The organism is Corynebacterium auris, assembly GCF_030408575.1.
Taxonomy (GTDB): domain Bacteria; phylum Actinomycetota; class Actinomycetes; order Mycobacteriales; family Mycobacteriaceae; genus Corynebacterium; species Corynebacterium auris.
This window is the reverse complement of the sequence record NZ_CP047047.1, coordinates 1,232,207-1,246,930: the sequence shown is the minus strand read 5'-3', so window position 1 is coordinate 1,246,930 and position 14,724 is coordinate 1,232,207. Positions and strand designations below refer to the sequence as shown.

The following is a 14,724-nucleotide window of genomic DNA, read 5'->3' as shown; positions in this document are numbered from 1 at the left end:
TTTCTTCTGCCTAGATCAGGGTGGGCATCCGCCGCCGCCCGTGGGCGTAGAGGAAGGCGCAGAACGCGACCACCACCGAGGACATGGCAATGTGGATGGGCACAGTCCAGCGCGGCACGCCCAGGTAGAACTGCGTGACGCCCACCGCCCACTGCACCAACAGGGCGCCGACGAGGACGAGCGAGGTGCGGAAGGCGTCCTTCGGGGCGTGCTCGCGGCGCAGTAGGTACACGGTGACGAGGGTGGTGAAGAGGTAGACGTACATCGCGCCGGCGTGGACGTAGGCGAGCATGCGCGTGTCCAGGTCGAGGCGGCCCTCCATGCCCACCCCGGCGTCGCCGGAGTGCGGGCCCGAGCCGGTCACCATCGTGCCCGTGATGAGGACGAGCGAGAGCGCCACGGCGGCGAGGACGGTGAGCGTGCGTGCGGTGGGCGAGTAGCGTTGCTGCGGCGCGGCGTCGTCGCTTTCCGCGATGCGCATGTAGAGCAGCGCGGCGATCCAGACGAGGATCATTGAGGGCAAGAAGTGGATCGCCACAGCCCACCAGTGCAGGTTGACGAGGACGGAAATACCGCCGATCACGGCCTGGACGCCGATCCCGGCGAGCGAGGCGATCGCGAGCCCCACGATCTCCCGGCGCCTGCCCGCCCGGATCACGGCAACGAGCACGGCGATGGCGGCGGCAGAGAGAACGAACGTGAGCAGGCGGTTGCCGAACTCGATGGCCTGGTGGATCCACGGCGCGGCGCCGGGGACGGGAACGAGGGAGCCCTCGTGGCACAGCGGCCAGGTGTCGCAGCCCAAGCCCGACCCGGTGACGCGCACGAGGGAGCCGGTGACGGTGATACCGCCCTGCCCCAAAAGGAGGAGGAGCGCGAAGATGCGTTGGAGCCGGATGCTCGGCTGGTCCCATGCCGCGCGCAGGCGCGAGGGGGCGCCGTCAGTCGTGGTCACGTGCGTCTCGTGTGTGGTACTCACAGGTGAACTGCTGCCTTCCAATACAACTTTCGGACGAATGTCAGCATAACTGACCAGGGGGAGAATCTAACCATCGAAACGGAACCACCGGGCCGCCCCCGCGCTGCCCCCGGCGGCCCACAGGGCGAGGCACGCCCACGCCGCGGGAGCGAAGGAGAGCTCGAGAGCCTGCGCCATCGCGCCGGCCAGCGCCACCGTGGGAACGAGGTTCCACCACCCGGCGGCGGTGATGTCGCCGGAGTAGGCCACCCAGCCAAGCAGCCCCATCAGTACGAGCCAGAGCAGATTAGCCAGCGCCAGGACGAGCTCGGAGCTCAGCGTGCCGCCCATGAGCAGACCGAGGGCGGTAAAGGCGGCGACCCCGAGGAGCAGCGCGAGAAACCCGGCCGCGGCGCCGGCGGCACTCACGCGCCAACCCAGGGCGAAGGCGATGGCGCCGAGGACGGCAATCTGCACCGCGACGGTGGCGAGCACCCCGAGGATCTTGCCGGCGACGATGGTCCACGCCGGGACGCCGGACGCGCCGGTGCGCTTGAGCGCGCCGTAGCGGCGATCGAAGGCCAGGGCGATAGCTTGGCCTGTGAACCCCGAGCTGCTGGCCGCGACCGCGAACACCATCGGGACGATGTGATCGAGGTTCGCGTCCTCCCCGAAGACGGGAAGGGTAGCGGCGGCGACGAGCAGGGCGGCGGGGATGAGGATGTTCAGCAGGAGCTGCTCGCCGTGGCGCAGCAGCAGTTTCGCCTCGATGGCGCCCTGGGCGCGGGCCATGCGCCACACGGAGGCGCGCTGCGGGTGTGGGGTGAAGGTGCCGGCGGGGATGTGCAACGTTTCTAGCTCCTGAGTTCGCGTCCTGTGATGTCGAGGAAAACGTCCTCGAGGTTGCGGTGGGTGACCCCCAGCTCGCGGATCTGCACGCCCTGGGCCGCGGCCTCGGCCGCCACCGCGGCGATGACCTCCGGGCTGGCGTCGCCGACGACCTGGTAGCGCAGCGGTCGGCTGGATTCGGCGCGGAGGCCGTGGGGGGACAGCGCGTCGTTGAGCCGGGGCAGGTCAAAGGCCGCGGCGGTCTCGACGCTCACGAGCGGGGAGCGCTCGTGGCGTGTCAGCTCGGCGGGAGAGCCTTCGGCGACGACGCGGCCCCGATCGACGATGACAACCTTGTCCGCCAGCGCTTCGGCCTCGTCCATGAGGTGTGTGGTGAGCAGAACGCTGACGCCGTCGCGACGCATTGCGGCGATCATGTCCCACACGGCCAGACGCGACTGCGCGTCCATGCCCGCGGTGGGTTCGTCGAGGAAGATCAGCTCTGGGCGCCCGATCATCGCCAGGGCGAGCGAGAGGCGCTGCTTCTGGCCGCCGGAGAGGCGCCGGTACGTGGTCTTTTGCACGCCGCCCAGGCCGAGCAGGCCGACCAGCCAGTCCACGTCGAGCGGGTCCCGGTTGTAGGAGGCGCTCAGTTCGAGCATCTCGCGCACCGTGATCCCCGAGTAGGAGCCGCCTCCCTGCAGCATGATCCCGGTGCGCGCGCGGACCTTTTCCGGGTGGGTCACGGGGTCGAGGCCGAGGACGCGGATGGATCCGGCGGTCGGTGTGATGAAGCCCTCACACATCTCCACCGTTGTCGTCTTGCCCGCCCCGTTTGGCCCGAGCAGGGCGAGCACCTCGCCGCGCGCGGCGGTGAAGCTCATCCCGGCCACGGCCGTCGTGGAGCCGAACGCCTTGGTGACGTCCTCGACGACGAGGGCATCCGGCGCCGCGTATCCTCCGAAAGTTGTACCCATGGGGGCTTAGTCTAGACCCTCGCGCCGCTACGCCGGTACCACAGCCACGCCAGCGCCACGAGCATTGCGAAGTAGACTGCGGCCGAGGCGTAGATAGTGAACACGGTGCCCGGCGGCAGACCCAGCCCGCGCGGCAGCACGAGGAAGCTGAACACCGCGGAGTAGACCCCCACGCCGACGCGGAAGGACAGGCGGTTGGCCCACGCCGCCAGCGGCACGATCGCCCAGAGCGGATACCAGGGGTGGACCACGGGAAAGAGGATGACGAGCACCAGGGTGGACACGCCGAGAGCGCCGACCGGGTGGATCGTGCCTCGGTAGGTGGCCCACAGCATGCGGACCATGAAGACGGCGGCGACGATGAGCCCGGCGACCCTCGCCACGGCCATCATGGCCTCGGTGTGGTCGCCGAGGTCCAACAGCATGCCGATGAACCCGGCGATGACCCCGATGTCGGTGGTCAACGAGAGCCAGCTGCGGATCTCCAGCGCGCCGCCCTGGCCGGTGATCCACCCGAACCCAATGCCGGTGATCCACGTCACGGCGAGCACGGATGCCGCGAGAAGCGCGGTTTGCGCGGCGGCGGCGGCAGCGAGGCCCCACGGGCCGAGGCGCGCGCTCCACGCCCGCGCGAGGGCCATTCCCACGAACCCCAGACCGATGAACCCGGTGATCTTCACCATCCCGCCGCACGCGATGAAAAAGCCCGAAGCGCACACGAGCCCTGCGGCCCGGGCGGGCCTCGTCCGCAGGGCGTCGACGCCGCGCAGGCCCACCTCCACTCCCACGAGGACGAAGCCGAGCAGGAGCGCCTCGTTGTGGATCCCGCCGACGAGGTGGAGGATGGTCAACGGGTTGAGTATCCCGAGCCACACGGCCGCCGAGCTGGCCACGCCGCAGCGGCGCGACAGCGCGATGACGCCCCAGGCGGCCGCCGCGATGCCGAGCAGCGAGACGGCGCGGTGGGCCAGCACGCCGTACAGGATCGAGTCGTGCGTAAGCCAGGAGATCGCCGCAGCCACCCCGAGGGCGACCGGCCCGTAGGGGCTCGGCGAATCGGCCCAGACGAAGGGGACGGAGCGGGCGAGGGGGTCTTCCGTGCCCAGGATGTCCACAGGCCCGGCGGCGTAGGGGTCGAGGCCCTGTCGGGCGATCGAGCCGTGCGCCAGGTACGAGTAGATGTCCTGCGTGAACAGCGGTGCTGTGAACAGAAGCGGCAGGACCCACGCCGCGCAGGTGCGCAACAGCACGCTCGTGCGCACGCGCGGCGGGGCCGAGCCCGCGCCGACGAAGGGCCCCATGAAAACCCAGGCCGCCACCAGGAAGCCGACACCGATGAGCACCAGGGCGGAGGAAGCCTGCAGCATTCGCGCCATAAATGCGCCCGCCGGGAACGCCCCGTAGGGGTTGTCCACCACCGGCAGGGCCCCGCCGCCAAGCCCGCCGAGGCCGATCAGCAGGGTCCCTACCAGGCCCAGCCAGCGCAGCAGGGCGAAGCGGTTGAGCTCGCTTATCGACGCGGTAACGAAGCGCTTGTCCTGCTCCGCGTGCAACTGCGCCGAGCGCGACCCGGGCCGGCCGAGTCGCGGCATGACGCTGCCCGGGCTGGGTAGCCTGGGTAGCCTGGGCAGCCTGGACAGCGCTGGGGTAAGGGGACGGGGCACGGCAAAAGATTCTAACCCGCGCCAGTTCAAGTGAGGTGACCCTTAGGGGCGGAATGAATAAAGTGACACTAGTGTTGGAAAAAGGTGGTGGCGGAAAAGTGGTGTGCACCACCTTCCGCCGAGTCAACGAGGGACGAGAGACGAAGAGGTGAGGAGATGACGGAGCAGCCCCGCTCGATCAGCGGCGACACCCGGCGCGAAGTCATGTCGCTGCTGCTCAAGCTCGGCCCTGTCACCGCGTCCGAGATCGGGGAGTCCCTCGGGCTCTCCGCGGCGGGTGTGAGGCGCCACCTGGACAAACTGGTCGACGAAAACTACGCCGAGACCTGCGAACCGCGCGCGGTGGCGGGGGAGGGTGCCTCCCGCGGCCGTCCCGCGAAGCACTACCAGCTGACTGGCGAGGGGCGCGAGCTCTTCGGCAGCAGCTACGACTCGCTCGCCGTTGAGGCCGTCGAGCTGATCCGCGAGATCGGCGGGCCCGAGGCGGTGCGCGGCTTCGCCCGCAGCAGGATCGACAAGATCCTGAGCGAGGTCGGCGCACGCGAGGGCGAGGCGGTCGAGGAGGTGGCGCGTCGATTAGCGGCCGCCCTCGACGCCCACGGCTACGCGGCGACCGTGACCACGGCGGGCGGCGGCGTACAGATCTGCCAGCACCACTGCCCGGTAGCCTCGGTGGCTGCGGAGCACCCCGAGCTGTGCGAGGCGGAGCACGAGGCGATCTCGCGGCTCGTCGGCAGGCATGTCCAGCCGTTGGCGCTGATCGCCGACGGCAACGGTATCTGCACAACAAACATTCCCCTGGCCCCCGTGAACCGGGCCGGGGCTTTACCCGAAAGGAGCGGAGAACGTGACTGAGACAACTCCCGCACCCGGCCTGGAACGGCCGATGAACGACGATGAGATCATCGAGTCCATTGGTGCCTACAACTACGGCTGGCACGATTCCGACGCCGCCGGCGCGGCCGCGCGGCGCGGCCTGAACGCCGACGTCGTCCGCGACATCTCGGCCATCAAGGAGGAGCCCGAGTGGATGCTGCAGCAGCGTCTGAAGGCCCTCGACATCTTCGAGAAGAAGCCCCTGCCGACCTGGGGCGCCGACCTGTCGGACATCGACTTCGACAACATCAAGTACTACGTGCGCTCGACCGAGCAGCAGGCCACCTCCTGGGAGGACCTGCCCGAGGACATCAAAAACACCTACGACAAGCTTGGTATCCCGGAGGCCGAGAAGCAGCGCCTCGTTGCGGGCGTTGCCGCGCAGTACGAGTCCGAGGTCGTCTACCACCAGATCCGCGAGGACCTCGAGGCCAAGGGCGTCATCTTCGTCGATACTGACACCGCCCTGCGTGAGCACGAGGACATCTTCAAGGAGTACTTCGGCTCCGTCATCCCGGCGGGCGACAACAAGTTCTCCGCTCTGAACTCCGCGGTCTGGTCCGGCGGCTCCTTCATCTACGTGCCGCCGGGGGTCCACGTGGACATCCCGCTGCAGGCCTACTTCCGCATCAACACGGAGAACATGGGCCAGTTCGAGCGCACCCTCATCATCGTGGACGAGGACGCCTACGTGCACTACGTCGAGGGCTGCACCGCGCCGATCTACAAGTCGGATTCGCTGCACTCCGCCGTGGTGGAGATCATCGTGAAGAAGGGCGGGCGCTGCCGCTACACCACCATCCAGAACTGGTCGAACAACGTCTACAACCTGGTGACCAAGCGCGCCAAGGCCGAGGAAGGCGCGACCATGGAGTGGGTCGACGGCAACATCGGCTCGAAGGTGACCATGAAGTACCCGGCTGTGTGGATGACCGGCGAGCACGCACGCGGCGAGGTTCTGTCCGTCGCCTTCGCCGGCGAGGGACAGTTCCAGGACACCGGCGCGAAGATGACGCACCTCGCGCCGCACACCTCCTCCACGATCGTGTCCAAGTCCGTCGCCCGCGGCGGCGGCCGCGCCGCCTACCGAGGCCTCGTGCAGGTTCACCCGAACGCGCACCACTCCGCCTCCAACGTGGAGTGCGACGCGCTGCTGGTGGACAACATCTCGCGCTCCGACACCTACCCCTACAACGACATCCGCAACGACCACGTCACGCTCGGCCACGAGGCGAAGGTGTCCAAGGTCTCCGAGGAGCAGCTGTTCTACCTCATGTCGCGCGGCATCGAGGAGGAAGAGGCCATGGCGATGATCGTGCGCGGCTTCGTCGAACCCATCGCCAAGGAGCTCCCGATGGAGTACGCCCTGGAGCTCAACCGTCTTATCGAACTGCAAATGGAAGGATCGGTGGGCTAAAACAATGACCCAAGCTGCTGCAGAAACCGTCAACTCCGGCACGCCCCACAACAACAAGGGCGACCTGTTTTCCTCCTTCGACGTCGAGGACTTCGCCGTCCCGGGCGGCCGCGACGAGGTGTGGCGCTACCTGCCGCTGCGCCGCATCCGCGGCCTGCACAACGGCACCTTCCCCGAGGTCGCCGATGCGCAGATCAAGGTCGAGGGGCCGAGCGAGGTCGCAGTCGAGCAGGTTGCGCCTGACGACGACCGCCTGAAGGCCGCCGGTGCCCCCGTCGACCGCGTCGCCGCGCAAGCGTGGACGGCCGCGAAGTCCGGCACCATCGTGAGCGTCCCGGCCAACGCCGAGCTCACCGAGCCCGTCGTCATCACCGTCACCGGCGCCGGCAACGACGTCACCACCTTCGGCACCGTCCTCATCGAGACGGGTGCGAACTCCTCGGCGACCATCTTGGTCAACTACGAGGGCTCCGGCACCCACGCCGACAACGTCAACTGGGTTCTCGGCGACGGCTCCCGCGTCCACGCCGTGGTGGATGCGGAGTGGAACCACGACACCGTGCACCTCGGCGCCCAGCAGGTCGTCGTCGGCCGCGATGCGACGCTTCGCCACACCGTGACCACCTTTGGCGGCGAAGTTGTCCGCATCACCCCGCGCGTCAAGTTCACCGCCCCCGGCGGTGACGTCGAGCTGACCGGCGTGTACTTCGCGGACGACGGCCAGTACATCGAGAACCGCCTGCTCGTGGACCACTCGGTGCCGAACTGCCGCTCCAATGTCCTGTACAAGGGCGCGCTGCAGGGCAAGAAGGGGTCGGACAAGCCGGACGCCCACACCTGCTGGGTCGGCGACGTGCTCATCCGCGCCGAGGCGCAGGGTACGGATACCTACGAGACGAACCGCAACATGGTGCTCACCGACGCCGCGCGCGCCGACGCGATCCCCAACCTGGAGATCGAGACCGGCGAGATCGCCGGAGCCGGGCACGCAGCTACCGTCGGGCGCTTCGACGAGGAGCAGCTGTTCTACCTCCGCGCACGCGGCATTCCGGAGGAGGAAGCCACCCGCCTGATCATCCGCGGCTTCTTCAACGAGGTGCTCAACCTCATCCCGGTTGAGTCCGTCCGCGACGAGCTGATCGCCCGCGTGTCCGGCGAGCTCGAGCAGTCCAACCTTTAAGCGATCCACCACCACCGACAGAAAGCAGACGGTACAAAAACCCATGTCTACCCTTGAAATCAAGAACCTCCACGCGAACGTCCTGCCCAACGAGGAGGGCCAGGATCCGAAGCCGATCCTCAAGGGCGTGAACCTGACCATCAAGTCGGGGGAGACCCACGCCATCATGGGCCCGAACGGCTCCGGCAAGTCCACCCTGGCGTACACCCTGGCCGGGCACCCCAAGTACGAGGTCACCGACGGCGAGGTGCTTCTCGACGGCGAGAACATCCTCGAGATGGAAGTCGACGAGCGCGCCCGCGCCGGCCTCTTTTTGGCCATGCAGTACCCCGTCGAGGTGCCGGGCGTTTCCTCCTCCAACTTCATGCGCTCGGCGGTGACCGCCGTGCGCGGCGAGGCCCCCAAGCTGCGCGAGTGGGTGCAGGAGCTCAACGACGCCCGCGAGTCCCTGCAGATGGACGCCTCCTTCTCCGAGCGCTCCGTCAACGAGGGCTTCTCCGGTGGCGAGAAGAAGCGCCACGAGGTCATGCAGCTGGCCCTGATGAAGCCGAAGTTCGCGGTCATGGACGAGACCGACTCCGGCCTCGACGTCGACGCGCTGCGCATCGTGTCGGCGGGCATTAACAAGTACCAGGAGGAGACCGAGGGCGGCGTGCTGATGATTACGCACTACAAGCGCATCCTCAACTACGTCTCGCCCGACTTCGTTCACATCTTCTCCGACGGCAAGATCGTTGAGACGGGTGACGCCTCCCTGGCCGACACCCTCGAATCGGAAGGTTACGAGAAGTTCATCTAATGACGTACACACACTCAGACGGAACGCTCAACGTGGAGGCCATCCGCGCGGAGTTTCCGATCCTGTCCCGCACCGTCCGCGACGGAAAACCGCTGGTTTACCTCGACTCCGGTGCCACGTCGCAGCGACCGGAACGCGTGTGGAACGCCGAGCGCGACTTTGTGCTGAACAGCTTCGCGCCCGTGCACCGCGGCTCCTACCAGCTCGCGGAGGAAGCGACCGACGCCTACGAGACGGCGCGCGAGCGCATCGCCGCTTTCGTCGGTGCGCAGGGGCACGAGATTGCGTTCACCAAGAACGCCACCGAGGGGCTCAACCTCGTCGCGCACGTGCTTGGCGACGACCGCGCCGGCGCCCACCGCATCAGCGAGGGCGACACAATCGTGGTCACCGAGCTTGAGCACCACGCCAACCTCGTGCCCTGGCAGGAACTGGCGCGCCGCACCGGCGCCCAGCTGAAGTGGTACGCGATGACCCCGGACGGGCGGATCGACCTCGATTCGCTCGAGCTGGACCCCTCGGTGAAGGTCGTCGCCTTCACCCACCAGTCCAACGTCACGGGCGCGCACGCGGACGTGGCGGAGATGGTGCGCCGCGCCAAGGAGGTCGGCGCCCTGACCGTCCTCGACGCCTGCCAGTCGGTGCCGCACATGAAGGTCGACTTCCACGCCCTCGACGTCGACTTTGCCGCTTTCTCCGGGCACAAGATGTGCGGGCCGTCGGGCGTCGGCGTCGTCTACGGCAAGGGTTCGCTCCTCGACGAGCTCCCGCCCTTCCTCACCGGCGGCTCGATGATCGAGGTCGTCCACATGGACCACTCCACTTACGCCCCCGCCCCGCAGCGCTTCGAGGCGGGCACCCAGATGACCAGCCAGGTCGTCGGGCTGGGCGCCGCCGTGGAGTTCCTCGAGGAGGTCGGCATGGACGCCATTGCCGCCCACGAGCACGAGCTGACGGCCGCGGCGCTGGAGAAGATGCAGCAGATCGACGGCCTCACGGTCGCCGGGCCCCGCACCGCCGACACGCGCGGCGGCGCGATCGCCTTCACCGTCGACGGCCTGCACCCGCACGACCTGGGCCAGGTGCTCGACGCGGAGGGCGTGTCCATCCGCACCGGCCACCACTGCGCGTGGCCGATCCACCGCAGCCTCGACGTCCAGGCCACCGCGCGGGCGAGCTTTTACCTGTACAACACGCACGAGGAGATCGACGCCCTCGTTGCGGCCATCAACAAAGCCAAGCAGTTCTTTGGGGTGTAACGCATGAACCTTGAATCCATGTACCAGGAGGTTATCCTGGACCACTACAAAAACCCCCAGCACGCGGGGCTGCGCGAGCCTTACGAGGCGGAGGTCCACCACGTCAACCCGTCCTGCGGCGACGAAATCACGCTGCGGGTGCACCTCTCGGAGGACGGAGAGACGGTCGAGGACGTCTCCTACGCCGCGTCGGGGTGCTCGATCTCACAGGCGTCGGCAAGCGTGATGGCGGAGGAGATCATTGGCCGGCCCGTCGCTGAGGCGATGGACAAGCTGGCGGAGTTCGACTCGATGGTGACCTCCCGCGGCGAGCTCGAGGGCGACCCGGAGAAAATCGGCGACGGCGTCGCGTTTGCGGGTGTGGCTAAGTTCCCGGCGCGCGTCAAGTGCGCGCTCCTCGGGTGGAAGGCGTTCCAGGCGGCCACCTCCGACGCGCTCGAGGCGCGCGGATAGACACGAGAAGAAAGGAAGCAGATGAGCCAGAGCACATTCGACGGGCAGCGCGAGCGCCCGACGCAGACCGAAGACCAAATCCAACTGACCAGCGACGTCGTCGAGTTCCTGCGCGACGTGATCGATCCGGAGCTCGGCATCAACGTCGTCGACCTCGGCCTCGTCTACGACGCGTGGATCGAGCAGGACGGCGAGACGACCAAGGCCGTCATCAACATGACGCTGACTTCGCCCGCCTGCCCACTCACCGACGTCATCGAGGAGCAGGCCTCCCAGGCGGTCGTGGGCAACACCTCGGTCGACGCGCTCGAACTGAACTGGGTGTGGATGCCGCCGTGGGGCCCCCACATGATCACCGAGGAGGGCCGCGAGCAGCTGCGCGCGCTCGGCTTCGCGGTCTAACCAGCATCAAAGCAGCCGCCGGTGTGAATGCTCGGCGGCTGCTTTCTTAGTTTTCGCCGGAGCCGCGCGAGGAGAAGCGCTCGACGAGGTAAACCACGGCGCTCGGGACGGCGAGTAACGCAAACAGCAGCGCGGAAACCCACAGGTAGTCGTATGAGCGGGTGGTTTTGGTCGTCAGCATAATGCACAACAACGCGTACCCACCCCAAAATGCGAGGAATGCCAGCGCTCGTCTGAGTGTGGCCATCATGCTACACACCCCGTGACTGCGTCGCCGACACGAACCCACCCATCCGCGTCGGACCGGTACCACGCCCAGCCACCACCCACTGCGCACAACACCAGTGCGCCAGGGGCTGTTCTTCTAGCGAATACTTTACCTTTCCCCAGCACCCATTTTGTCCCCGCCCATACCTTTCTTCCAGTTTTTACCATCATGGATTTAATTTCGTCCCACGAAGGGTCTGCGACGATCGGATACTGATAGTTCGCAGACGTGTGATCTACAACTTGGATCAGGTTTCCTTGACGAACTTCAAAGTGAGTCGGAACATGGCGTCCCGCTGCGTCGACAGCCCACGGAGCATGGGCGATGCCTAGTAATTCAGTTTCGGTACTGGCCGAGCCAGCGTCATATAGCAGCACATTGCCTGTTGAGCTATCGAGTTCGATCCGTGTTCCAGCGAGCGGGGAGTAGGAAAGCTCTGTCGGCGACTCGGGGGAGGGAATTACCGCCGCGATGGTACCGCCAGTTTCTCTAGAGCTTAGAACATAGCTTGGCATTGTGCCGTCCTCCCCGTCCACCACTAACCGGCCGTCAGTTAGCGACGAATCGCGCGAGTTGGCATGTGGTATGGAGAACCCGACCACCCCTCCCTCGTAGCCCCGCACTTTAACGGATGGCTCGTTGTTACCGGCTGCGACTTCGACTGTAGTGTCAGTGCCGAAAAAAAGTGGCAAGGGAATCGCTGCCTTCCAACTCGGTTGTCATGACACCCTGGTGCGCCAAGGCTTGCGACACTACACGTGCCGTTTCGGGTCCGCTGATCGACTGAGCGGTGGCAAGGGGCACGTGGCTTATCAGCGCAACACAGAGGGTGGCTGCGGGCGCTAGAGCTTTTCTCATCTTGTCTCGCTTTCGGTTTGGTGGCTGGGGCTTGGAGCAAGTCGAAACTCGCCCGCCGGAGAAATCTCTCCTACTGGGGTCATCCAGATTCGGGCGGCTCTATAGTGGTTGCTCACGGTTATTGTATAAGTGTCTAACCATTCACATGCTCGAGATTGACGAGGTGTGGTACTTAAGTGTCCACCAATCCGGGGATAGTTGGCGCTAAATTTCTACCAGACCCAGCCCGTGCTTTTGTGGTCTAGCTGTACTTCCCCGTGACGTTGTGAACGCGTTGTGCGGGGGTAAGGCTGCCGGTGGCGGTGTGGGCTCGATGGTAGTTGCACTCGTGGATAAACTTCGCATACGCCTGCTGTCGGGCTTTTTACGCTGCTGTAGGGGCGGATGTAGGCCCATTCCTGCATCAGGGTGCGGTTAAACCGCTCGACCTTGCCGTTGGTCTGTGGCCGGTACGGCTTGGTGTAAACATTCTTATTCGTGCCCAGGGCAGCGGGCGCACCAGGCTGTCTTTGTGCGTTGCGGGCGCGACCCGCCCGGCGATTCTGTTCAGAGCCACGCCCGTCCACGCGCCAGCCGCCACCGTCGGGGATGCGGCCAAGCTTTTTGATGTCGACATGGATCATGTCCCCGGGTTGGCTGCGTTCATAGCGTACTGGTGGTGCTTTGCGCACCGGCAGGCCGGTGGCCTGATCGATGCAGGCTAGTGTCGGCATGGTGTATCGCGCCAGCACCCGACCGACCGCGGACCGAGGAATTCCCAGGTGGTAGCCGATGCGGTGTGAGCCCCACTGGCGGGTAAACCGCAGTGTGATGATGCGGCGCTGGGGGCGCATCGGCAGCTGGTGCGGGCACGTGCGGGGCCGACTGGAGCGGTCGGTGAGAGCCTCGCCATTGCGGGCGCGTTTGACCCACCGGTTGAGCGGGGCCGTCGAAATCTCCAGCCGCTCGGCCACCCGGTGCTGGGAATAACTGTCGACGAGAACCACATCGACGATCTTCTGCCTACCGGCCGGGGTCAAAGGTGCGTTACGGTGTGTCATGGAAGCCTTTCGGATCGGTGTTCGTGTGGATACCTACACCTCTACCGGAGGCTTCCCCTTTTCGTTCACAACCTCCCGAGGAAGCACACCGAGCGGCGAGTACACTAGAACGCCGTGATTGTCACCAACGATTTCGAGGTCCGCGTCGGCGCCCGCACGCTTCTCGACGCCCCAGGCCAGCATCTTCGGGTTCAGCCGGGTGACCGGATCGGTCTCGTGGGCCGGAATGGGGCGGGGAAGACCACGACGATGCGCATCCTCGCGGGGGAGACCGAGCCCTACGGCGGGTCGGTGACGCGCTCCGGCGAGATCGGCTACCTGCCGCAGGACTCCAAGGAGGGCGACATCGAGCAGACCGCCCGGGACCGAGTGCTCTCCGCCCGAGGACTGGACCAGATCCGCCGCAGCATGGACAAGCAGCAGGCGGCGATGGAGTCCACCGACGGCGCCGAGCGGGACAAGGCGATTGCGAAGTACTCCCGGCTCGAGGAGCGCTTCCAGGCGCTCGGGGGTTACGAGGCTGACGCCGAGGCTGCGCAGATCTGCGACAACTTAGGTCTGCCCGAGCGCATCCTCGACCAACCGCTGAAGACGCTCTCGGGCGGCCAGCGCCGCCGAGTCGAGCTCGCCCAGATCCTGTTCGCCGCCAACGACGGCGCGGGAAAGTCGACGACGACGCTGCTTCTCGACGAGCCCACGAACCACCTCGACGCCGACTCCATCCACTGGCTGCGCGGCTTCCTGTCACGCCACGAGGGCGGGCTGGTCATGATCTCCCACGACGTCGAGCTTCTCGACGAGGTGTGCAACAAGATCTGGTACCTCGATGCCGTGCGCGCGGAGGCCGACGTGTACAACATGGGCTTTGCCAAGTACAAGGACGCCCGCGCCCTCGATGAGGCGCGCCGCCGCCGAGAGCGCGCGAACGCGGAAAAGAAGGCCTCCGCCCTGCAGAAGCAAGCCGCCAAGCTGGGGGCGAAGGCCACCAAGGCGGCCGCGGCGAAGCAGATGCTCGCCCGCGCCGACCGGATGATGAACGAGCTCGACGAGGTCCGCGTCGCCGACAAAGTCGCTTCCATCTCCTTCCCCGAGCCCGCTCCCTGCGGCAAAACCCCGCTCTTCGGCAAGGGCCTGACCAAGATGTATGGCTCCCTGGAGGTCTTCGCGGGTGTGGACCTGGCCATCGACAAGGGCTCGCGCGTTGTCGTTTTGGGCACCAACGGCGCAGGCAAGACCACGCTGCTCAAGCTGCTCGCCGGCGTCGAGCGCACCGACGGCGAGGGCGGGCTGGTGACCGGTCACGGCCTCAAAATCGGGTACTTCGCCCAAGAGCACGACACCATCGACGGCGAGAAGACGGTGTGGCAGAACACCATCGAGGCCTGCCCCGACGCCGGTCAACAGGACCTGCGCGGCCTGTTGGGTGCCTTCATGTTTTCCGGCGACAAGCTCGAACAACCCGCCGGCACCCTCTCCGGTGGCGAGAAGACCCGCTTGGCGCTTGCCACCCTCGTGTCCTCGCGCGCGAACGTGCTGCTTCTCGACGAGCCCACGAACAACCTCGACCCCCAGTCGCGCGAGCAGGTGCTCGATGCCCTGAAGACCTACACGGGTGCGGTCGTCCTGGTCACCCACGACCCGGGCGCCGTGCGGGCGCTCGAACCGGAGCGCGTGATCATCATGCCGGAAGGCGACGAGGACCTGTGGAACGACGAGTACATGGAGATCGTCGAGCTGGCGTAGTA

General features: G+C 66.6%; 13 protein-coding genes and 1 pseudogene. 8 read left to right on the top strand and 6 right to left on the bottom strand.

Annotated features, from left to right (window positions below):
- Nucleotides 1–10: 10 nt before the first annotated feature.
- From CAURIS_RS05995 to mptB, 4 genes are all read right to left on the bottom strand, one after another.
- A complete protein-coding gene (locus tag CAURIS_RS05995; protein ID WP_435384042.1) occupies nt 11–955 on the bottom strand; it encodes a COX15/CtaA family protein in 945 nt (314 codons plus the stop codon).
- A 90-nt stretch (nt 956–1,045) separates the two neighbouring features.
- Nucleotides 1,046–1,750 (bottom strand): ABC transporter permease, encoded by a 705-nt coding sequence (locus tag CAURIS_RS05990; RefSeq protein ID WP_290343331.1) that lies wholly within the window; start codon nt 1,748–1,750, stop codon nt 1,046–1,048.
- A gap of 62 nt (nt 1,751–1,812) precedes the next feature.
- Complete coding sequence (locus tag CAURIS_RS05985; protein WP_290340918.1) at nt 1,813–2,763, bottom strand: ABC transporter ATP-binding protein; 951 nt, start codon at nt 2,761–2,763, stop codon at nt 1,813–1,815.
- A gap of 11 nt (nt 2,764–2,774) precedes the next feature.
- The gene (mptB, locus tag CAURIS_RS05980) at nt 2,775–4,355 is read right to left on the bottom strand and encodes a polyprenol phosphomannose-dependent alpha 1,6 mannosyltransferase MptB (protein WP_290343330.1); all 1,581 of its coding nucleotides are present in this window, start codon (nt 4,353–4,355) and stop codon (nt 2,775–2,777) included.
- A 228-nt stretch (nt 4,356–4,583) separates the two neighbouring features.
- Between mptB and CAURIS_RS05975 the strand changes: the two genes are divergently transcribed.
- The 7 genes from CAURIS_RS05975 to CAURIS_RS05945 are packed head-to-tail and all read left to right on the top strand — an operon-like array spanning nt 4,584 to nt 10,813.
- Nucleotides 4,584–5,282, top strand: a complete 699-nt coding sequence (locus CAURIS_RS05975) for a helix-turn-helix transcriptional regulator (protein ID WP_290340916.1) — start codon at nt 4,584–4,586, stop codon at nt 5,280–5,282.
- Nucleotides 5,283–5,313: 31 nt separating this feature from the next.
- Nucleotides 5,314–6,720 carry a Fe-S cluster assembly protein SufB gene (sufB, locus tag CAURIS_RS05970; protein WP_290343328.1) on the top strand — a complete coding sequence of 469 codons (1,407 nt, stop codon included), beginning with the start codon at nt 5,314–5,316 and terminating at the stop codon, nt 6,718–6,720.
- Nucleotides 6,721–6,724: 4 nt separating this feature from the next.
- Nucleotides 6,725–7,900, top strand: coding sequence for a Fe-S cluster assembly protein SufD (sufD, locus tag CAURIS_RS05965; RefSeq protein WP_290340915.1), 1,176 nt, complete (start codon nt 6,725–6,727; stop codon nt 7,898–7,900).
- Between the two features lie 43 nt (nt 7,901–7,943).
- Complete coding sequence (gene sufC, locus CAURIS_RS05960; RefSeq protein WP_290340913.1) at nt 7,944–8,699, top strand: Fe-S cluster assembly ATPase SufC; 756 nt, start codon at nt 7,944–7,946, stop codon at nt 8,697–8,699.
- Nucleotides 8,699–9,958: a cysteine desulfurase gene (locus tag CAURIS_RS05955; protein WP_290340911.1), complete on the top strand. Its 1,260-nt coding sequence runs from the start codon at nt 8,699–8,701 to the stop codon at nt 9,956–9,958. Before sufC ends, CAURIS_RS05955 begins: the two co-directional genes overlap by 1 nt.
- 3 nt (nt 9,959–9,961) lie before the next feature.
- Nucleotides 9,962–10,411 carry a Fe-S cluster assembly sulfur transfer protein SufU gene (gene sufU / locus CAURIS_RS05950; protein ID WP_290340909.1) on the top strand — a complete coding sequence of 150 codons (450 nt, stop codon included), beginning with the start codon at nt 9,962–9,964 and terminating at the stop codon, nt 10,409–10,411.
- A gap of 21 nt (nt 10,412–10,432) precedes the next feature.
- Nucleotides 10,433–10,813 carry a metal-sulfur cluster assembly factor gene (locus CAURIS_RS05945; RefSeq protein WP_290340907.1) on the top strand — a complete coding sequence of 127 codons (381 nt, stop codon included), beginning with the start codon at nt 10,433–10,435 and terminating at the stop codon, nt 10,811–10,813.
- Nucleotides 10,814–10,859: 46 nt separating this feature from the next.
- Here CAURIS_RS05945 and CAURIS_RS05940 read toward each other — a convergent pair whose 3' ends face one another.
- Nucleotides 10,860–11,063, bottom strand: a complete 204-nt coding sequence (locus CAURIS_RS05940; protein WP_290340905.1) for a hypothetical protein — start codon at nt 11,061–11,063, stop codon at nt 10,860–10,862.
- A gap of 1,117 nt (nt 11,064–12,180) precedes the next feature.
- A pseudogene (locus CAURIS_RS05935) lies at nt 12,181–12,979 on the bottom strand (integrase core domain-containing protein).
- A 114-nt stretch (nt 12,980–13,093) separates the two neighbouring features.
- Here CAURIS_RS05935 and CAURIS_RS05930 point away from each other — a divergent pair.
- Nucleotides 13,094–14,722, top strand: a complete 1,629-nt coding sequence (locus CAURIS_RS05930) for an ABC-F family ATP-binding cassette domain-containing protein (protein ID WP_290340903.1) — start codon at nt 13,094–13,096, stop codon at nt 14,720–14,722.
- Nucleotides 14,723–14,724: the final 2 nt, after the last annotated feature.

Bases quoted from the DNA above. Each gene is read 5' to 3' on its own strand.
- CAURIS_RS05990 (WP_290343331.1), bottom strand. From the start codon at position 1,750: ATGGCCCGCGCCCAGGGCGCCATCGAGGCGAAACTGCTGCTGCGCCAC.
- CAURIS_RS05985 (WP_290340918.1), bottom strand. From the start codon at position 2,763: ATGGGTACAACTTTCGGAGGATACGCGGCGCCGGATGCCCTCGTCGTC.
- mptB (WP_290343330.1), bottom strand. From the start codon at position 4,355: ATGCCGCGACTCGGCCGGCCCGGGTCGCGCTCGGCGCAGTTGCACGCG.
- CAURIS_RS05975 (WP_290340916.1), top strand. From the start codon at position 4,584: ATGACGGAGCAGCCCCGCTCGATCAGCGGCGACACCCGGCGCGAAGTC.
- sufB (WP_290343328.1), top strand. From the start codon at position 5,314: ATGAACGACGATGAGATCATCGAGTCCATTGGTGCCTACAACTACGGC.
- sufD (WP_290340915.1), top strand. From the start codon at position 6,725: ATGACCCAAGCTGCTGCAGAAACCGTCAACTCCGGCACGCCCCACAAC.
- sufC (WP_290340913.1), top strand. From the start codon at position 7,944: ATGTCTACCCTTGAAATCAAGAACCTCCACGCGAACGTCCTGCCCAAC.
- CAURIS_RS05955 (WP_290340911.1), top strand. From the start codon at position 8,699: ATGACGTACACACACTCAGACGGAACGCTCAACGTGGAGGCCATCCGC.
- sufU (WP_290340909.1), top strand. From the start codon at position 9,962: ATGAACCTTGAATCCATGTACCAGGAGGTTATCCTGGACCACTACAAA.
- CAURIS_RS05945 (WP_290340907.1), top strand. From the start codon at position 10,433: ATGAGCCAGAGCACATTCGACGGGCAGCGCGAGCGCCCGACGCAGACC.
- CAURIS_RS05940 (WP_290340905.1), bottom strand. From the start codon at position 11,063: ATGATGGCCACACTCAGACGAGCGCTGGCATTCCTCGCATTTTGGGGT.